A 19,332-nucleotide genomic window follows, 5' to 3' on the forward strand; every position below is an offset into this window, starting at 1 on the left:
TTATGGACATTGCGAAATACATCGATCACACGCTTTTGGCGGCGGTAGCCACTCCGGCCGATATCAAAAAACTTTGTGCCGAAGCCAAAGAGCACGGATTCTTTTCGGTTTGCGTTAACTCGGGATATGTTTCCTTGGCGAAAAGCGAATTGAAGGGGACTGACGTGAAGGTTTGTTCCGTGGTCGGTTTTCCTTTGGGCCAAATGGCCAAGGAAGCCAAAGTGGCCGAAACAGAGATTGCCATAGCCCACGGTGCCGATGAGATTGATATGGTAATCAATGTCGGAGCCCTCAAGTCGGGTGATGAGGCATTGGTATACGAGGAAATCAAAGCCTTGAAAGAGGTTGTGGGTCCGGATCGTGTACTGAAGGTGATTATCGAGACTTGCTACCTTACCGATGAGGAGAAAGTGAAAGCTTGCGAGCTGTCAGTTAAGGCAAATGCCGATTTCGTAAAGACCTCTACAGGTTTCGGAACAGGCGGAGCCACTTTCGAAGACGCTAAATTGATGTTTGATACAGTGGACGGAAAAGCTTTGGTGAAAGCCTCAGGTGGCGTTCGCGATTTCGAAACTGCCGACAAGTACATCAAAATAGGCGTAAAACGTCTTGGTACCAGCAACGGTATCGCCATCGTAAACGGCGGAACCGGCGAGGGATATTAATTGAGTGAGGTTCGTATTATGTAGGTCGGGCTTGCCCTGTCCGCCCATACGCAGGCTTATAAGAGGAAAGCCAAATGTTACGGACTGATAAAACTCAAAAAGAATAGGGCAAAAAACAAGGCACGGGGTCAGACCTCGTGCCTGTCATGCTTGCGAGAGTTTGACAAAAAATCAAAGAGAGGATTCGAATTATGAGTAAGAATAAAATCAACAGGGTAGCCCTAGTCGTGCTCGACAGCGTTGGCATAGGATACGCCGACGACGCCGACGAATACGGTGACTTGGGAGCCAATACCCTCGGCCATATCGGCGACGCCGTAGGGCTGAACCTGCCCAACATGGCCCGTTTGGGCTTGGGTAATTTGGCGCCTATTGGAGGAGTGCCCAGAAACCTTAATCCGGAAGGCGCTTTCGGTATAGCCAAAGAAGTATCGAAAGGAAAGGATACAACCACAGGCCACTGGGAAATAGCGGGAGAAATTCTTGAGGAAGCTTTTCCTACGTATCTGGACGGTTTTCCTGAGGAAATTATCAACGAGTTTTCGAAGCGTACCGGTAGGGGAGTTATCGGAAATAAAGTAGCCTCGGGTACTGCCATTATCGACGAGTTGGGAGACGAGCATGTAGCTACCGGCAACCTGATCGTATATACCTCGGCGGACTCCGTTTTCCAAATTGCGGCGCATGAGGAAATCGTACCGTTGGACGAGCTGTACCGTTATTGCGAGATAGCGAGAGAGATGTTGCAAGTGGGCAGAGTAATCGCCAGACCGTTTATCGGTGCTGACGGAGCATATTCCCGTACCGCAAACCGCCACGATTACGCTTTGGAGCCGGGCGATAATATGCTGAGTCGCCTCAAAGCCGCCGGGCAAGACGTTTGCGCTGTCGGCAAAATCTCGGATATCTTTGCCGGAAAGGGCATTACCCAGAGCATTCGCACAAAGAACAACATGGAGGGCGTGGATGCCACCTTGAAGTTCCTGGGCGAGGGCAACAAGGGTTTGATCTTTACGAATCTCGTCGACTTTGATATGCATTTCGGTCACCGTCGTGATGTGTGGGGATATAAGCGTTGTTTGGAAGAATTCGACGTGCGTTTACCCGAGATCCTCGATGCCTTGCGTGACGACGATTTGCTGATTATCACTGCGGACCATGGTAACGATCCGATTTTCAAAGGAACAGACCATACCCGCGAACACATTCCGATTCTTTTGGCAGGAAAACATGTAGACCCTGTTAGGATCGGATTTCGTCAGAGCTTCAAGGATATTGCCGATACCATTGAAGAACTTCTGATGGGAGTGGAGTCGGAGGGAAGCTTCGCAAAAACTGCTATCCGTTAAAAAGCGAAAACCAAAGGGCGACATTGCTAGTCCTTAGTACATTGGTAGAAAGTTTATAACGAGACCGGTAATTCCAGAGTATATTGTATTTCAAGAGAAAAATATACGGAGCTGGGAAGTCTTCTTTTACCCTGTACAATCAAATTTCTTTACCACAAACTTAGAATAACATGAGTGTTCATATTGGAGCAAAACCAGGCGATGTAGCCGAAACCGTACTGTTGCCGGGCGATCCGCTAAGAGCTAAATTTATCGCTGATAATTTTCTGGAAGATGTTACCCAGTACAACGAGGTCCGCGGAATGTTAGGCTTTACCGGAACCTACAAAGGAAAAAGAGTTTCCGTACAGGGAAGCGGTATGGGCGTTCCTTCGATCGGGATCTACGCTAACGAGCTGATCACCGAATTCGGAGCCAAGCAACTGATCCGTATCGGTAGCTGTGGTTCTTTTCAGGAGAACGTAAAGGTGCGTGACCTAGTATTGGCGCAAACTACCTCAACCGACTCGTCGCTGAACAAAAGGCGTTTCCATGGTATGGACTTCGCTCCGGCTGGTGATTTCGGACTTCTTCTTTCCGCTTATAACAAGGCTAAAGAATTGGGAATCGACCCGCACGTAGGCAACGTCCTTACTTCGGATGAATTCTACCATGATGATCCGGACGCTTGGAAACTTTGGGCCAAGTTTAATGTATTGGCCGTGGAAATGGAGACTACGGCGCTCTACACCTTGGCTGCCAAATATGGAATCAAAGCTTTGACGATCCTTACCGTGAGCGATAGCTTGGTAACCGGCGAGGCTCTTGACGCTGAATCACGCCAGACCACATTCACAAATATGATGGAAGTGGCCCTTTCGTTGGCTTGATCGACCAGTCCAGGAAATTCTAGACACTAGTTCCCAAAGGGAAAAATATAGCGAGGAGCGTAGTCTCCTCGTTTTTTTTGCCTAAAAGAAAAGTGCATAACTACTTCTGGACAAATTTAAAAGAACAGGCATTTAGAGTTCTTAGTTCCTTTGAATTCCCAGAGAATTTTGAAATACAATCTCAGAAAAACGAATCTGAAAACTTTATAGTCCAGACTTTAGGGAAGTATTAATATAAGCAGTGATAACATCCTTAAAATCAGTGAAACTCAGCATAAACTCCATCAACCAGAACAAATTGCATTACAAACCGGTATTCATATGCAAAGGCAAGCTGTGCGTATGGAAAAGAGAGTCTGGAAAATATTAGGGCTAAGCCTGTTCTTCCTAATCTTGGCATCGATGTTTCCTGCATTTGGCCAAGGAATAAACCCTGACGGCATACCGGCGCGTGATACACTGAACGTCACGGTAAAGGTCCGCTGGCTCAAAAGGCAGTTCGTAACCTACACTTTCCAAAAAGGCGATTCGGTCAGGGTGATGTTCAAACCTACCAAAGGTCCGGGAGGAAGCCCCTTCGGAGGTCTGACCTCCGTTGCTGGTAATAATCTGCCAACACCGCCAAGCCAGCTCACCGATGCTGCCAGCAAAGCCCAAGACTTGCAAAAACAAGCTGGAGCTGCCGGAGTAGATGTGAACGGTGCTTTGGACAAAGCGGGAGAGGGATCGGCCGTTTCACAATTTTCTTTTGTCAGGCAGGGCGGAGGGCCTCTGTATCAGGGTGTGAAAGTTTCCAACTTCGACCAACAGTTCTATATCCCCGCCAATGGCAACTACACTTTTATCTTCAAGAATTCCGGAATCACCTCAAAATATTATGCCCTGACGGTGATAAGGGTACGACCGCCGAAAGGCAAGACCTTGGCCAAATTGGACACCATAAGTTACGATACGCTGGCAAACGTGATTCTGGAAAAAGAGCTGTTGCTGTCGCCAACGCGTGATCTTAGCTCCAAAAGCTCTTACATCATTCCAGTGGAATATGATGACGATCCGTCGCTTTTGGGATTAAGCTACGTGATCACCGCCGACGAAAACTTGATTGATAGCCTGAAAATCGCCCAAGGCAAAGTGGGACCGTTCAATCGCAAAAGGCCCTCGGAAGGATTTGATTTCGACTACAACAGTATCCCCATATCCCCGACAGATAAAACCGAGTTCTACTTCAACATATTGCTCGACGGCGTCGAGTCCGTACCATTGTCCCATATCAACTACGTCGGGGCGCTGACGCCCTATAGGTTAAATGACAAACCGATGAGCCTTCTGGTAGAGAATCGGAGCAAAGTCAGACAAAGGCGGGTGTACGTAAAAGTGATACAATATCTTTTGGAAAGGAGGAAAGCGAACGATGACTCTTCAGTTGATTAGCTTTTGGTTGCGCATACTGCTATGTCCGCTTCTGGTACTTTCTACGGTCAGGATGGGCAACGCCAGTGGAGATAAGCTCGTAATACCCGAATCGGAGATCGAATTTGAGTCTCCTTTCGAAGACTATATTGAGATGTATCCCGAGGATATTCCCGAGCATGTACTTTCGGCTTGGGACCCGCAGGGAGGCTTAGGTGATAAACTCAATACGGCCCGGATGCCAAAAGAGACTTTCGACAGCGAAAAAATGAGCGCTATAGATACCGTAGGAAGTGCCGTAAAAGATTGTGTACGCGACAAACTGTCAAAGTATGATCCGAGAGGAAGAATGATGCAGTATCAGCAATTCCTGCACGACGAATACAACAACCGCATAGGCCAGTATCTGTATAACCCCTCTGGGCTCTTGCTAAACTATGCGACGTTAGGATATGACGCTCTGGGACGCCCTCTGGAGTCTTTTTACTACAACGCTAAAGGTTGGATGCAATCAAAGGTACAATGGGCTTACGACGAGCGGGATTTGATTGCCAAATACCTTTACGACCAAAAGAACCGGATAGTCAGCACCGTCACGATGCAGTATGACGCTTTGGGACAGAAAATAGGGGAGTACTATTACAACGCTAAAAACCAGCTTATAAAATATCGGCAATACCTCTACGATCAATTCGGGAACTTTGCCTCGTATCTGGAGTATAATCGCTTTGGTAGGCTTATAGGAAGCGCCTATAGCTCATTGGCATCCTATTATCAATCAGCTCAACAATATTACGCAGATCAGCGTGACAAAGTTAAGCAGTTTTATGCCGATCAGCGTGCCCGTGTGGAAGGCTGGAAACAATACGCTCAAGGCAAGTTTGACGAATACGGCAATAAAGCCAAAGAAGTTCTCTATAACGCCAAAGGTGAGGTTTTGAAATACACGGTATACATGTTCGACGAATGGGGAAATATGCTGGCGGCGCAGTACTACAATGCTAGAGGTGTTGTTCTGTCGTATGCTGTGGCTAATTTCACATGTTTTTGACGGAATTGGGTAGGAAGCGCAAGTCTTGTTTAGGCGTATCTTATTACGCCATACATTTAGTTACGTTTAACATTTTCTCTATTTTCTTCTTTTCTGTTAAAGCCTCTTCCTTGTCCCAATAAAGTTTGATCGGAATCTCGTTTTCTGAATCTTTATAATATATCTCATATCCCGTTCTGTTGTGATCAAGTCTGATGTCGCCTCCTATCGGCTTGCTTTTGAATGTTTGCGTCTTAATCCTGATTTTACTTCGGTTTGTGAGATTGACCTTTTTGTAAAAGAAGTTCTGTGTAGAGAATACTAATTCTCCCTTTTTTCGATTGATAATTATGAAATTTAGGATTGTGGTTTTTAGGCTAATTCCAACTATTAGCGAGTATATAAAAAATGAAATGACCGAACCTAAATCTGCGGTATAAAATAGCCCGATTAATAGAGTCGCTATACTTAATATTATGAGTGTCGCATTTGTGTTTGGCTGTATCTGATAAACTGTGAGGCCATGTTTTTTCAAATTCTTATTGATCACTTCCATAGCATGTTTGAATCAGGCCTACTGCAAAGTAGAGCACGGTTCGTATTGAATCAAAAAAATAAGGTGTTTGACGGAGTTTGCATCACTCCTTATTTTATTTCTATTTTCTTTCCTAAAAATTTAGGATCCACACCAAAAAGTATATCTAAAAATGCCTTTGTCCGAGCAAAATATTCCCTGATACGAGTTTTTAGACCGTTTTTTCCAGATAAATCTCTGGCATTATACCCAACAGCGGATATTCCGTTTTTTTCGGCAAGGAATATAGCGCGTTCATTATGAAACTTTTGGGAAACGACTGTTATACTCGCCTGTCCAAAAATCTCTTTTGCCCTTACCACAGAGTCTAAAGTCCGGAATCCAGCGTAATCGAGATAAATCCTGTTTTCTGGAATACCTTTTCTAATTAATTCGTTCTTAAAATCGGTAGGCTCATCATAGTCTTTGCTTCCATTATCCCCGCTTACTAAGACGAAATCAATCTTTCCTTTCTTATATAGCTCAATCGTAGCGTCTATCCGGTATTTAAAGTATAAATTGACGTTTCCATTTCTCAACGTTTTCGAGGTTCCAAGCACTAGTCCGACTTTGTTTTTTTTGATTCTGGATAACTCCGAAAAGGTTTTGTTTTTGGCGTTTAATTCAATCGAATAGTTTGCGATAAAAACCAATACGATTGGAATAGTGATAATTAGTAAAAATAATGGGATTATTTTCTTTATCATAATAGGTAGTTGGGCTGATTTTGTTGCCAGAATATATTACATTGAAGTAAATGTAATGCTTATGTGTTCGGCATTATATACAGGAATTCAGTTTTTAACTCTTATATGCATTATACTATAGCGGTTAAAATCTAATATTTTAAAATAAATACAATAAAACCAATATTTTTAGAAGTATATGATATAATATGTTCGATGAACGGAGGAATATGTTAGTTTTGAAGTATTATAATGCTAATGAGGTTGTTCTTTCTTATGTAGTAGTTAATTTTATACTGGGCTTTATTTAGGATGTAAAAGGGGATGTTTTTCTCTAGTGTTTATAGATCGCCACCACTTATAATATAAACAACTAATTTTTTTGATACTATAGCTCATAGTTTATTGGTTTAATCAGCTTTTTGTCAATATAACTGAGAGTAAAATTTAATCCTTGAGTTGCAGTTTTGAAAGAATCGTCTGAATTCTCAAAGGATGCAAAAAGAAGTATTTGAACTCCTTTATAACCTGATAATTCAGTTAGGAAATTACGAAAATGGTTTATCGAGATATCCTGCTGTTTAGGCTCGTCAAACATCATTAAATTGGGGTGATTGCAATCAAATTGCTTTGATGTAAGGTATAAACTGCAAGTGTACGCCCATATACAACGAATAAAATCACTTGCACCAGAATCAAAACGTAAATCATAACTCTTTAAATCCTCACCAAACTGGGTTTGAGCAACAGGCAAATAGTTATCTAAAGAAATATTAATTAAGTCATTTGATTTACTTGTATACTCAAATCTACCTATAAGCCTTTTGAATTCTTGAAGTAAATATTCAAGCTTCTTCCTGTCATTTGAGGAAAAATAATCATTAGGTAATTTATCCGTGTCGGATAAAATCTGTGCATATCCGTTTGATAATTCTTGTATTTCTTCAATATATTCATTGAAATCCTCTAAGTATTTTGTGTAAAATTCAATTCTTTTCTTGATATTTAATTTGCGTTCAATTTCAACTTCAGAAGGTAACCTGTCATCCGAAATAAGTTCCTTTTTGATTTTTCTTAACTGTTGACGCTTATTGGATAGATTTAATCTTATACGTTTTTGTCTAGCTTCTTTAGTTTTTATTTTAAATTCTAGTCCTTCAATATATACTTTAATCATCTTTATTTGAGCCTCAATAAAGGCTATATTGTCCTCGATTAGCATCGGTGTTTGAGCTATTTCCGTAGGTAATAAAGAATCTTTTACTGGTTGTTCGCAAGTAGGACAAATATCTTGAGCTATTTTGCTATTAATTTCAGCACCCAGTTTTTTAACCTTTTGAGCACCTTTATTTTTTCTTAAATCTTCTTTAAGAGATTCTATCTGAACTCTATATCGAGCCAATTTATCTTTATCAAAACCTAATTCTTCTGATATAATTTGATAATTTAAGTAATTTGTATTTATACTTTCATTTAACGAATCTAGCTCTGCTTCATTCTGCTCAATCTTTTCAGAGACTTTGGGTATAATAATATTTTTAACTAACTCCAATTCTTTTGTTTGCAAATCTATAAAATCAGGAATAGTGTATTGTTCTTCATCTTTTGAAAGCAATATTGAAATACTATTAGTGTCATTAATAATCGTTGGTTTTGATTCAAAGCCATACAATTTACCTCGTCCTTTTTCTGCAAATCGTGTGAGCTGTTTAAATAAATTTGCCCATTTCTCTTCTAATATTCTTTTTGATGTATTTAGTTTTAATTTCTTTTGTTTATTCTCATAAACATCAAGATCTAAAACAAACTCAATAACTCTAGCTTCCTTATTTGTTAAGCTATAAAAAGGCATTGTTGCTAAAAAATCAGACCAGCCAGATTTTTGCTCAATAATGAATGATGGGGCAATCTGTTGTAAGTAAATTTTTCTTTTATCACCTGATTTGGTTAAAACACTTGGTAAACTCCAACCTAAAAAATTCTCTAAAAATAAATGATATCCATAAATGTCATCAGATGCTCCTCCTTTATCATGTATGTACATTGGTTGAGAATCAATAACTTTATTTTCCCCTGTTAATAAGGCACCATTAAATACGTCAATAAGTTGTGATGCTCTTCCTTCGCATTTAACTCCTCTTTTTGCCGTAACTATCCTTTTATCGCTGTTTTCGAACTCTAAAGAAACGAAAGATTGCAAAACCTGATGAAATGTATCTTTGGGATATTCAACAATATCTTTTAACACCGATTGCATGGTTTTCTCATTTTTACCACCAATAAGTTCCTCAAATCCTAAGCAATAAAGAATGGATTGAAACAAACTACTTTTTCCAGAAGTATTATTCCCTCGTATAATATTAAATCCCTTCTCAAATGTGTACTCTGCTCCAAAAAGACCAGAATTTGTATTTATCTCTATTTTTACTGCACGTATATTAATCATTGAATAAAGTCCATTGGTTAGCTAATCCTTTCAATCTTGTATCGGTTACTTTCTTCTTACCTATCGTTTTCAGTAGAGTAATTTCTTCAGAAAGTATTTCTTCATCTTCTTCAATCTTTTCGCAATACAGTTTGCCTTTTTCCTCAAGCTTGTATGTACCTTTTGAGTAAGAGCAATATTTTTCAGCAGTTGCAATATGTAATGCTCTATTCAAAGTAGGTTCTATTCCCCATACTGAAAAATCAGATTTAAAATCGCTTTCAACAAACCGAAGCAATGTGGTGCGATTTTCAATTCTTTTAAACGCCCATGAAAATAAATGCAGTTTTAATAAACTCGATTTGTTCCCGATACATGCATATTTTAAAATTAAACATATCTGAGCAATCTTATAATTGGGTCTATAGTCTGCAGGTACAGAAATAGGTCTTTTAGTGAACGATAAATGTTTGATATTAAATTCACTCATATTATTCAAAATCAATAGGACAACGTAAAATCCAATCTGCCATAACTTGATTACACAAATTTTGAATCATCGTTTGGTCTAAATAGGGAAATGCATCTTTTATTTTCGCCTCTACCATAGTCGAAAACATTTTATGCAGAGTATTATTGTCTTTGTTCGGAAACATACATTCTTCAACAACTTGTTCTTCGACTTGACTAATTATTTTTATAAATTTTTCATAATCCTCAGGGTAATCACTTTGCCATTTCTTCAAAATATCATTGCCTTCAAGAAAGTGACTAACGCTTTTTTCTGTTAGGATGTCAACTTTCTTTTCTATCCCCTTCGTGCCTGATTCAAATCTTGCTTTATGTTTTCTTTGGGCATTTTCAACAAGGGATATTTTCTTGTCTATCCATTGAAATTTTATTTCATCTGTTGTTATTTTACTTGGAATAATGTCAATTTTTCTTTCACTAATTTTGAGTAATTGATGTATTTCAGGCTTAAGAAAACCGATATCAGCAGGTATTACTTCAAAGGTTGAATTATCAATTATTGATAGTTCCCATGATTTAACTTCATCCCTTTTCTTTGTGCAATGGTCTACTAAATCATTTTTACTATTCATTGGTGTAACAAAAAACCATTGTTTAATAAGTGCACCACCCAGTTTCTTGGAAAGTTGGCTTTCAAAAGTCTTTAGCTTGTTTAAATCTTTTGTGATTTTATTCCTTTGTTTTTCATATAGTTCACTTGAACTATAATGTTCGTCGGGACAATAACATTGGAATGCTTTTCCGCTTCGAGTAAATCCTTCTATTCCGTAATCACCTGGAGTTGCAGGTATTTCAAAGTAAGAATCATTCTCATATCTTCTCTTAAATACTATTTGGCAAACATCTTCCCATCTGTCACCATCAAAATTTCCGTATTCTGTTTTTATCATGGTCGGATTGTATTTACGAGTCGGCAAAAAATAACTCTTTTATAAGCCAAAGAATCAGCTTGTGAATCGGAGTTTGCGAATGTGCTGTTTGCGTATTGGATTCTCATCAATTTATTTCTTGTTACAACAGTTTTATTAATATGAATGCTAACGTACTGATAGCAGGAATACCTGTTTATCAAGAGATTGAAAACGAACACGCTCAAAATCTCAAATACTTAACATCAACGTTTCCAGTATAATTTCCCCCAAAAAACCTTACATCCCCAATCCCTTCATATCTCTTAGATAGATACTATACTGATAAGGCATAGATCAGGATACTTCCAAGCACGGATAAAGACACTTAGGGTATGCTACGGGAAAAGTACAAAAACAGCAAAAAGCATAGCGAAACGCCCCAAAAACTTACTTATGGATAAGTGGGCGTATATCATCGCAGTGAAATCCTAGCCAATATAAGTGAAATGTGTCCTTGCTCCAAGCCTCTGGCCAAAGAATCAGGTCCCGCTTATCAACGATTTTTACGGCAGAAACACGAATATTTCCGGTCGGCGCTAATCACAAACAAGCTTGGCTACAGATTCGTTTACAAAGTTGAATTACCCGCATAAATTCTGTACTTTGATTAGGGCAATATTCTGGTCCTGAGAGGGTTTTAACTTGGTGGATTAGATATCGGTTGCCCTTATAAATACGGGGTGGGAAGTGGCGATACATATAATTTGAAGGATTATGAACGATTTTAACCTATGGTGGGAAGCTTTGCCTTTGCTGGCCAAAGGCTATTGGAGCCTTGCCTTACCCGCAACGGTAGTTTTTTTGGTAATGATGGCACTCACCCTTATGGGGAGTGACGCTGATATAGACGCCGACGACCCCACAGACAGCGACGGAAGCATTATCTCGGTTAAGACGATAGTGGGATTCTTCACATTCTTCTCCTGGACCGGCATAGCGACACTTAACTCCGGAGCGGCTTCTTGGCTCTCCTTGGTCTACGCCCTTATAGCCGGTATTTTGGTGGTTATAGCGTTGGTATGGCTTATGTCCCTGATTCCCAAACTAAGCGCCGACGGCACTACCAGACTAGGGGAAGCCTTGCTAAAAAGCGGGGAAGTATATTTAACTATACCGCCCATGAGAACAGGGCTGGGCAAAGTACAAGTAGCCGTCAACGGAGGCTTAAGGGAGCTGGAAGCCATGACAGACGAATCCGGATCATTGGGCACTGGCACTCAGGTAGTGGTAATAGAAGTACTGGACGGAGGTACGCTTCTGGTTTCCAGGTTAGAGTAATTGGGGTATTTAATATGAGGTATTAAGTCTTAGGTTCTGTCTCAATGTAGTTGCTTAAGGTATATGGTGGGTTTCTATAAGGGGAATCCGATAAACCATAAAGTTGGCAAGACTCAAAACCAAACTGGTGCGAGCGGAACGCTCGTACCCAAAAGTGTTGTAGCCTCTAGCTACACACTTCAGTTTGACAAGCCAGATCAACACAATTGTACCTAATACTTCATACCAGATACCTAATTCCAAAAAAGAACACACAATTCACTTTTATATATGGGTAGAGGCTCAAGACTGAGGCTTGACGCAACTGGCGTTTACGCGATAGTTTCATCAAAATTCGGTCTTGGGCTGATACACTTAGGAGTCAATCCAGATCATGTAGTTTTTTCATTTAACCAACAAACCAATGGGATCAAGTTTATTGGCCGTTATCGTCGGCGGGGTCGTCTTTCTGATGATCATCCTTATTTCCTTGTTCAAGCGTTACAAACGCTGTCCATCAGACAAAATTCTGGTGGTTTACGGTAAAGTGGGGGGCGGAACGGCCCGTTGTATCCATGGCGGAGCGGCCTTTGTATGGCCGATTATCCAAGACTTCGCTTTCTTGGACCTCAAGCCCGTCTCTATCGAAGTGAACCTTACCAACGCCCTGAGTAAGCAGAACATTAGGGTGGACGTTCCGTCGAGGTTTACGGTGGGCGTATCCACCGAGCCGGTGATTATGACCAACGCCGCCGAGCGTCTTTTGGGCCTGTCTATGGAGCAAACCCATGATTTGGCCAAAGACATTATTTTCGGTCAGTTACGTTTGGTGGTGGCCACTATGGATATTGAGGAGATCAATAGCAACCGCGACAAGTTTCTCTCAAACGTGGCCACGAACGTGGAAGCCGAGCTCAAGAAAATCGGTTTGCGACTGATCAACGTGAACGTGACCGATATCAAGGACGAGTCCGGCTATATCGAGGCCTTGGGCAAAGAGGCGGCCGCCAAAGCCGTAAACGACGCCCGTAGAAGAGTGGCCGAACAAACCCGTGACGGATCCATCGGCGAGGCCATTGCCGTAAAAGAACAGCGAGTCCGCGTATCGGAAACCGAGGCCGAAGCCAAAGTGGGCGAGGCCGAGGCTATGCGTACCCAGCGTATCAAGATGTCTGAGGCGGAAGCCAAAGCCAAAATCGGTGAAGCCGAAGCGGATTCCCAAGCCAAAATCGGTGAGGCCGAGGCTTTGAGGTCACAGCGTATCCAAGTATCGGAAGCCGATGCCCGTGCTGTGGAAGGCGAGAACCAAGCGAAGATCGATATTGCCGATTCGGAGTCGGTGCGTCGTGAGAGAGCTGCCGAGGCCTTGAGAAAAGCCGTCGCCGCCGAGAAAGTTGGCGAAGCCAAATCTTTGGAAGAAGCGTACCACGCCCAAAAGGAATCGGAAGAGGCGAGAGCCAAGCGCGACAAGGCCCGCCAAATGGCCGACGTGGTGGTGCCGGCCCAGATATCCAAAGACAAGACGGAGATAGACGCCGAAGCGGAAGCCGAGAAGATCAGAAGGCACGCCAAAGGCGAAGCCGACGCCATATTTTTCAAGCGTCAGGCCGAGGCCAAAGGTCTTTACGAAATCCTCTCGAAGCAGGCCGAAGGTTTGGACCAGATCGTCAAGGCCGCAGGCGACGATCCGCGTGACGCCGCCATGCTCCTTATCGCCGACAAGCTTCCTGAGTTGGTGAAACTCCAGACCGAAGCCATCAAGAATATCAAGATCGACAAAGTGACCGTCTGGGACGGAGGCAACGGCAACGGAACGCCGGAGTTTATTTCGGGCTTGTATAAGTCAGTGCCGCCATTGCAGGATATGTTCAATATGGCCGGAATGCAGTTGCCTGATTTCCTGAAAGGCAAAGACCTGAAGAAACCTGTGGAAGTTCAAGAAACGGAAGCCCTAAACGGTGTTGACGTTATAGATGAACCTAAAAACGGATCGTCGGAGAATTAATATCCCCAGTCGATATTTGTTAAAGTTTTTTCCAAACTATACTGTAAAGCCTGGCCACATACGCCGGGCTTTTTCTATACGGCCAAAAAGGTAAACCAAGCTATCCTTACCCGTTCCGACATTATCATAAGACCTAAAATATAAAGCCGAATCGATTTGTTTAAAAAAAAACATTTAAGTGTTAATGTGCAGTAAATCAAATGAATATGATTCTGTTAAAATCATTTTGAATACGAAAAATCAAAATATGCTTTAAAGCATTAAACCATATTTAAGATTTGGAATCTAACAAACCGATACCAACTAGGAATAAGACTATGAAAAGATTTATCGGACTTTTTGTTTTTGTGTTTTGTCTGTCGATGGTAGCCGACCATGTAGCCCTGGCCCAAGGCAGGGGAAGGGGCGGACGTGGACGCGGTGGCCGGGGAGGCCAAGAGAGAGTTCAGAGAACCCCGGAAGACAGAGCCAAAGCACACGTTAAGCGCCTCGACAAAGGATTAGAGTTGACCAAAGAGCAAGAGGACAAAGCATATCACATCACCTTGGTTTTCAACAAGGAGATGGAATCGATGAAGGACCAGCGTGAGAGCTTGAGCCGTGAGGAGATGAGAACTAAGATGACGGCGGCCCGCAAGACTATGGACAGCGACCTTCAGAAGATCTTGACAGATGAGCAAAAGAAGAAATATGCGGAGATAAAGCAAACTATGGCCGATAGACGTAAGGAGAGAAGAGACGCTGTTTCGGAAAAACGTAAAAAAAGAAGAGCTTCAGGTGAAAATAGCCGTCCGGAGTCGATAGATTAATGAGTATTATGCCACACCGAAAAAATAGAGCGTAACAGGCCCAGGAACTAAATAGATCAGCCAGTAGGAATAAGATAAACCTTCTCTTCCTAATGGTTCCACCCATGGAAATTACACTTGTCTGGAGACTGTTACGCTCAAACAAAAGAAAGCCATTGGACTAATAATCAGTCCAATGGCTTTCTTTTGTTTTGGAAGAATATGAGACCATTGGGCCACCATATTCCGTTATGTTTATCTTGCGCTGTTACAGCGAAGATCCTTTAAGTCTTTTAGGCAACTTGGAAGTGCGCTGAACCAATTTTTCGATACTTTGCTGGATAATCAGCTCAGTGTCTTCGCCCGGTTTTTTGCCTTTTTCCAAAGTTTTTTCGGCTTCTTTCTTCCAAGCTTTTTTCGGTCTGGCTTTGATTGTTAGCGCCTCTGTGCCCAATTGGGCTAAAGAGCGGAGATTTTCCGAATGGGGCACCAATTTCTTGAGATAAGGAGCCTTAGCGGTCAAGGCTACAAAATTCTCATGGTTATTCTCCCATTTGCTCAGGTATGCCAACAATTGCTTTTTAGTCTCTTTATTCGGACTCTGGATATAGTCTTCTGTCAACATCTTGAAGGCCAGCGCATCCGGAGCGTCCACCGTACAGGCGTCGGCGAAGAGGGTGAAAGGAGAGTAACTTTCGTACTCCGTACCGCCCTTATTTCTTGTATAGCCTTTCAAAGGCTCTGACACGTTAGCCAATACCTCAAGTGCGGAAATATCCTGATTGTTGGCGATATTCCTTAAGATCACTTGGCGGTTGCGGATATGCGTAAGGCCGAGTTCCTCCAGTCTGAAGCTTACTTGTTCCAAACGACGATACATATCGCGGGCGTCCTTATACTTGGCCGGTGACCAAAGGCGTTCGGCAATGGCTATAGTACGAGGCCAGATTCTCGAATCGATTGTCGTTGGAGTTACGAGTTCGGACCACATTGTGGCTTCTCCACCCACAATGTTTTTGGTTTGCTCCGGCGTAAGTCCGTGTCCTTCCGGCAATGGCTCGGTAGCGTAGTGGTGGCTGGCCGGTTTCAGAACATCGATATAAAAACCGTTTGAAAGCAAGGTCATATAACCGCCTTTGGCCGCGTTGTGCAATGACTCAAGTCCTCTCCAAGACTGGATAACGGCGGTTTTGGGCAAGGCAGGCTGAAGGATTTCGTCCCAGCCCATCATCTTCTTGTCGAGTTTTTCGAGGATTGTCAACAGCCTTTTGTTGAAATGCGTCTGCAAAGCGTGGTTGTCTTTGAGATTGTTCGATTTCATAAAGGCCTGAATCTTCTCGTTGGCGTCCCAGTGCTTGCCTTCGTTCTCGTCGCCGCCAATGTGGAAATAGGCGTCAGGGAACAGCGGAGCGATTTCGCTAAATACCTCTTCCAAGATCTCGTAAGTGCGCTCGTTGGTAGGGTCAAGTGTCGGGTCGAAGATGCCGGCGTAGCGCTGGATCGTGTAGGTTGTGTCATTACTGCCGATTTCCGGGTAAGTGATCAACCAAGCGGTAGCGTGGCCGGGCACGTCAAATTCGGGAACGACACGAATACCGCGCTCGTCGGCGTATTCAATCACTTCCTTAATTTCTTTCTGGGTGTAGAACATTCCGTCAGAAGCTTGCAAGTGCAGTTTCGGATGGCTTTTTGTCTCTACCCGGAATCCTTGGTCGTCGGTGAGGTGCCAGTGCATCACGTTCATCTTTACAGCAGCCATACCGTCGAGGTTTCTTTTGATTACGTCAAGTGGCTGGTAGTGACGGGCGACATCGATCATCAGGCCGCGCCAAGGGAAGCGAGGCTCGTCCTCGATGCGCATAGCCGGGAAAAAGTAGCCTTTGTCGTCGGTTTCCAAGAGCTGGAGCAAGGTTTCCAAACCGTGCATGGCGCCGAGATCGGTTTCGGCATCCAGACGAATTTTGCCGGAGGCGATATCTAGCGTATAGCTTTCGTTTTCGCCCAAAACCACTTTGCCCGGTCTGTTTACGTTGATGATAAGCTCGGCCTCTGGGCTATTGTCGCCAGCATCGAGGAAGCCTTGGCGGAAGAACATTCCCGAACGACCGTCGAGCCTGCGCAAGAAGCGTGTGGCGTTAGGGTAAATACGCTGGTCGGGGTTGCCGGTAAAGGCTACGGTAAAATCCGGAGCGATATCGAAGCGCCCCGTGGCCGGCACCATTTTCTTGGGGACGGGCATCAGATTGAGCGTTTCGGCTTTTTGCGCTTGCGCGGAAAAAATGACTGACGCTAGTGCGATCATGGCCAAAAACAATTTTTTCATGGCTTGAGAGATTTGTGACGGATTGTCCGGCCCGTACGGGCTTTTGACTATCCGGGTTGAAAATCCTTTACAAACCTGAATATTGCTTTTTTGTAGCTCAAAACCAATGACCGAGGGACGATGGGTGGGCAGATAGGGGGAAATGCCCGCTTTTGCGTGCGATAGGTTCTATTTTTTGTCTCCAGCCAATGCTTTTGGAGGTTTGGGACTTTGGTCCAAAACGCTCCAATCACTCACTTTGCGGAGCGTCTCCAGACGGTATGCCATATACCAAACCGGAAGCCAGGAAGAATCGACATTGCCGGAGCCGTGGCCGGCTTTTGTCTTGCTCCATGCCCAGTTCGCTTGGTAAATAGTACTGAACTGCCCGCCTGCGGGAATAATGTCGCCGTTTGCGTCCGGTTTTTTTCCGTCGCTGACCAGTGAGTTTCCTTCGTGCCAGATCGCTTGGGCGCGTTGTAGCCAAATATCGTTTCCTGTAAGCTTGGCCAGCTCTACCCAATCGCTGACCCACACTAACGCATAGTGGTCAAGGTGATTGTGCGCCGCCGATACCGAGGTGGCGCCTGTGCTTCGGTAACCGCTTTTGGCCAGGAAACTTTTCTCGGGAAACCTGACATCGTAGTGCCATTGCCAAGACGCCAAATACTGAGAAAGCCTTTCCGCTTTTTCCAAATAACCTTTGTCTTGGGTGGTTTTGTGCAAAAGCATCGCTGACCGCAACAGCGGGAAAGATGATTCCTTGTCCACGCAGTTGGTTCCCAACGCTCCCGCCACCGTGTAGCCATGGTCTTGGAACTGACCGAAATAGAAATCGAAGGCCTTAAGGGCGGCGTCGAGGTATTTTTGCTTTTCGGTAATATGGAACGCTTTTATCATGCCCGGGATCAGAAACGCTCCGGTAGTGCCGTTTCTGTTAAGGCATTCGCCTTTGTTGTTCCAATATTTGCCCAAGCGTCCGCTTTCCTCCTGTTGGGAAATCATAAAGTCGCAAATAGCCAAGGCTACGTCCTTGTAATTGGGTTTGTATACACCACATTTTTTCGCAAGCTCAAAAGCCTCGAAAAACTGGTAGGAGGCGGTGCCGAGGTTACAGGCGTCTTGGGCCTCCCAAGCCCGCCCTCTGGGAAGAAGCTGGTCGTAATGGCATCGGAACAGTCCGTTTGGCATGGAGCAGTCGCGGGCCCATATGTCAAGGCTTTCCAGACCCTTTTCCAAAGCGTCTTTGTCTTTTCGGCTGATGTATTCGTACAAAAAAGCGTTCGCTAAGGAAATGTTTTGTCCGCAAAAACCGGTTTCGTAGCGCCAATAATATTTGTGTCCCCAACCTTCGGATTTGCTATGCCTTTTCAAGCCAAGACGAAATCCCTTGAAAGGCCCTTCTTCGCTCCAAGAGTGCGTTTTAATAAAATCGATGCTGAGGTCCCTGATCTTTTCGGCGGACTTTTCGGGTTTTGTGGGGCGGTAGCCTTTCTTCCAAGCGAAATCCAGAAATTTGGAACTGGCCCCGTGCCCGTTTTCCTTTGGCGCCAATACCACCCAAGCCGATAATTTTAGGCTTTGCCCGGATTTGAGGCTTAAGTTGCGGGCGTAAGGACCGGTAAATGAGTTTTTCCCCGAATAACTTCTCGGCGTTTCCTCCTCAGGCCAGATCAGCCGGTGGTAGGTGTTGTTTTGCTTTGGCATCAAGGAGCAGGAGAAAGGGATCGATTTGTCATTGAAATCGGAGAAAAGCGCGACAGTCCACTTGTCGTTTTCCGAATACGTGGCGCCGGGCACCGACGTCCGGTTATAGGAGAAGACCCAAGGCAGACCTTTGTCCGTAAAGGTTTTTGGTTCGTTTCCGTCGCCCCAAGGATTACCGTTGTAGCTGAGGCCGGGAATCATCCCGTAATCGAATTTTCCCGGCGTTTTCACCTCCATAGTGGTGCGGAAGGAGTCGAGATCTTTGCCGATGTTTGTGACTGTACGTTCCCATAGGAATATCCCTTCCTCTACCTCATTCACTTTATCGATCACCTTCAGCCGGCCGTCTTTTAATGGGGTGAGGGTAGCGATATGCGAATCGGCAAACTTCAAAGTGCCCGATTCTTCTGAAAAATGGAAGCCTTTGTCTTTCGGCGAACCGCAACCGAAAAAAAGGAAAAAGAATATGATCGTAAGGTGGAAATACTGTCTCATCTGCTCAACCAATGTGGGGGGAATCCCGTGCGCCATTCATACGCAAGATAATGAAAAAAACGCTCTTAGCCGTTGCGCAAAGCCGAAATGGAGGGAGTCAGGGTGTTTTTGGAAGGGGGCAAATTGTGTTTTTGGTCTTTGGTACGAGATATTGGGTTCGAAGTATGTGCAGGGGGGTAAAGAACGGTTAATATTTCAGATTACGGTTTCCTGCAGAAAAAATCAGGACAGTTTCCCATCCTGATTTCCAAAAAATGAATAAACCCAAAATACTTATCTTATCTCCAAAGCAATATCAGACGCTAATTTGCTTTCAACGGAAGGCAAA

Annotated in this window: 15 protein-coding genes; 8 read left to right on the forward strand and 7 right to left on the reverse strand. The window is 43.7% G+C overall.

All coding sequences use genetic code 11. The features are described 5' to 3' along the window. The first annotated feature begins 2 nt into the window (after positions 1–2). The 5 genes from deoC (at position 3) to AABK39_RS25785 (ending at position 5,344) form a co-directional block, all read left to right on the forward strand. Positions 3–665 (forward strand): deoxyribose-phosphate aldolase, encoded by a 663-nt coding sequence (gene deoC / locus AABK39_RS25765; RefSeq protein ID WP_338395929.1) that lies wholly within the window; start codon positions 3–5, stop codon positions 663–665. A 191-nt stretch (positions 666–856) separates the two neighbouring features. Next, complete coding sequence (locus AABK39_RS25770; RefSeq protein ID WP_338395930.1) at positions 857–2,014, forward strand: phosphopentomutase; 1,158 nt, start codon at positions 857–859, stop codon at positions 2,012–2,014. A gap of 170 nt (positions 2,015–2,184) precedes the next feature. Beyond that, positions 2,185–2,883, forward strand: coding sequence for a purine-nucleoside phosphorylase (gene deoD / locus AABK39_RS25775; protein ID WP_338395931.1), 699 nt, complete (start codon positions 2,185–2,187; stop codon positions 2,881–2,883). Between the two features lie 321 nt (positions 2,884–3,204). Further along, positions 3,205–4,314, forward strand: a complete 1,110-nt coding sequence (locus AABK39_RS25780) for a hypothetical protein (protein ID WP_338395932.1) — start codon at positions 3,205–3,207, stop codon at positions 4,312–4,314. Continuing rightward, positions 4,295–5,344, forward strand: a complete 1,050-nt coding sequence (locus AABK39_RS25785) for a hypothetical protein (RefSeq protein WP_338395933.1) — start codon at positions 4,295–4,297, stop codon at positions 5,342–5,344. The genes AABK39_RS25780 and AABK39_RS25785 overlap by 20 nt, the downstream gene beginning before the upstream one ends. Before the next feature lie 43 nt (positions 5,345–5,387). On the opposite strand, the gene AABK39_RS25790 is transcribed toward AABK39_RS25785, so the two are convergent. From AABK39_RS25790 to AABK39_RS25810, 5 genes are all read right to left on the reverse strand, one after another. Further along, positions 5,388–5,879: a hypothetical protein gene (locus AABK39_RS25790; RefSeq protein WP_338395934.1), complete on the reverse strand. Its 492-nt coding sequence runs from the start codon at positions 5,877–5,879 to the stop codon at positions 5,388–5,390. An 89-nt stretch (positions 5,880–5,968) separates the two neighbouring features. Then, positions 5,969–6,604 carry a SanA/YdcF family protein gene (locus AABK39_RS25795; RefSeq protein ID WP_338395935.1) on the reverse strand — a complete coding sequence of 212 codons (636 nt, stop codon included), beginning with the start codon at positions 6,602–6,604 and terminating at the stop codon, positions 5,969–5,971. A gap of 367 nt (positions 6,605–6,971) precedes the next feature. After that, entirely contained in the window at positions 6,972–9,029 is a 2,058-nt protein-coding gene (locus tag AABK39_RS25800) for a hypothetical protein (RefSeq protein ID WP_338395936.1), read from the reverse strand. Next, positions 9,022–9,498 carry a hypothetical protein gene (locus AABK39_RS25805; RefSeq protein ID WP_338395937.1) on the reverse strand — a complete coding sequence of 159 codons (477 nt, stop codon included), beginning with the start codon at positions 9,496–9,498 and terminating at the stop codon, positions 9,022–9,024. Before AABK39_RS25805 ends, AABK39_RS25800 begins: the two co-directional genes overlap by 8 nt. A 1-nt stretch (position 9,499) precedes the next feature. After that, complete coding sequence (locus AABK39_RS25810) at positions 9,500–10,429, reverse strand: hypothetical protein (protein ID WP_338395938.1); 930 nt, start codon at positions 10,427–10,429, stop codon at positions 9,500–9,502. Positions 10,430–11,164: 735 nt separating this feature from the next. Between AABK39_RS25810 and AABK39_RS25815 the strand changes: the two genes are divergently transcribed. From AABK39_RS25815 to AABK39_RS25825, 3 genes are all read left to right on the forward strand, one after another. Further along, positions 11,165–11,728: a hypothetical protein gene (locus AABK39_RS25815; RefSeq protein ID WP_338395939.1), complete on the forward strand. Its 564-nt coding sequence runs from the start codon at positions 11,165–11,167 to the stop codon at positions 11,726–11,728. A gap of 403 nt (positions 11,729–12,131) precedes the next feature. After that, positions 12,132–13,712 carry a flotillin family protein gene (locus AABK39_RS25820; protein ID WP_338395940.1) on the forward strand — a complete coding sequence of 527 codons (1,581 nt, stop codon included), beginning with the start codon at positions 12,132–12,134 and terminating at the stop codon, positions 13,710–13,712. Between the two features lie 317 nt (positions 13,713–14,029). Continuing rightward, complete coding sequence (locus tag AABK39_RS25825) at positions 14,030–14,521, forward strand: hypothetical protein (RefSeq protein ID WP_338395941.1); 492 nt, start codon at positions 14,030–14,032, stop codon at positions 14,519–14,521. A 247-nt stretch (positions 14,522–14,768) separates the two neighbouring features. Here AABK39_RS25825 and AABK39_RS25830 read toward each other — a convergent pair whose 3' ends face one another. Both AABK39_RS25830 and AABK39_RS25835 read right to left on the reverse strand, forming a co-directional pair. Next, positions 14,769–16,823 (reverse strand): beta-N-acetylhexosaminidase, encoded by a 2,055-nt coding sequence (locus tag AABK39_RS25830; protein WP_338395942.1) that lies wholly within the window; start codon positions 16,821–16,823, stop codon positions 14,769–14,771. Between the two features lie 168 nt (positions 16,824–16,991). Next, positions 16,992–19,004, reverse strand: a complete 2,013-nt coding sequence (locus AABK39_RS25835; RefSeq protein WP_338395943.1) for a YyaL domain-containing protein — start codon at positions 19,002–19,004, stop codon at positions 16,992–16,994. Between the last annotated feature and the right edge of the window lie 328 nt (positions 19,005–19,332).

The organism is Fulvitalea axinellae (assembly GCF_036492835.1).
GTDB classification, from domain to species: Bacteria; Bacteroidota; Bacteroidia; order Cytophagales; family Cyclobacteriaceae; genus Fulvitalea; species Fulvitalea axinellae.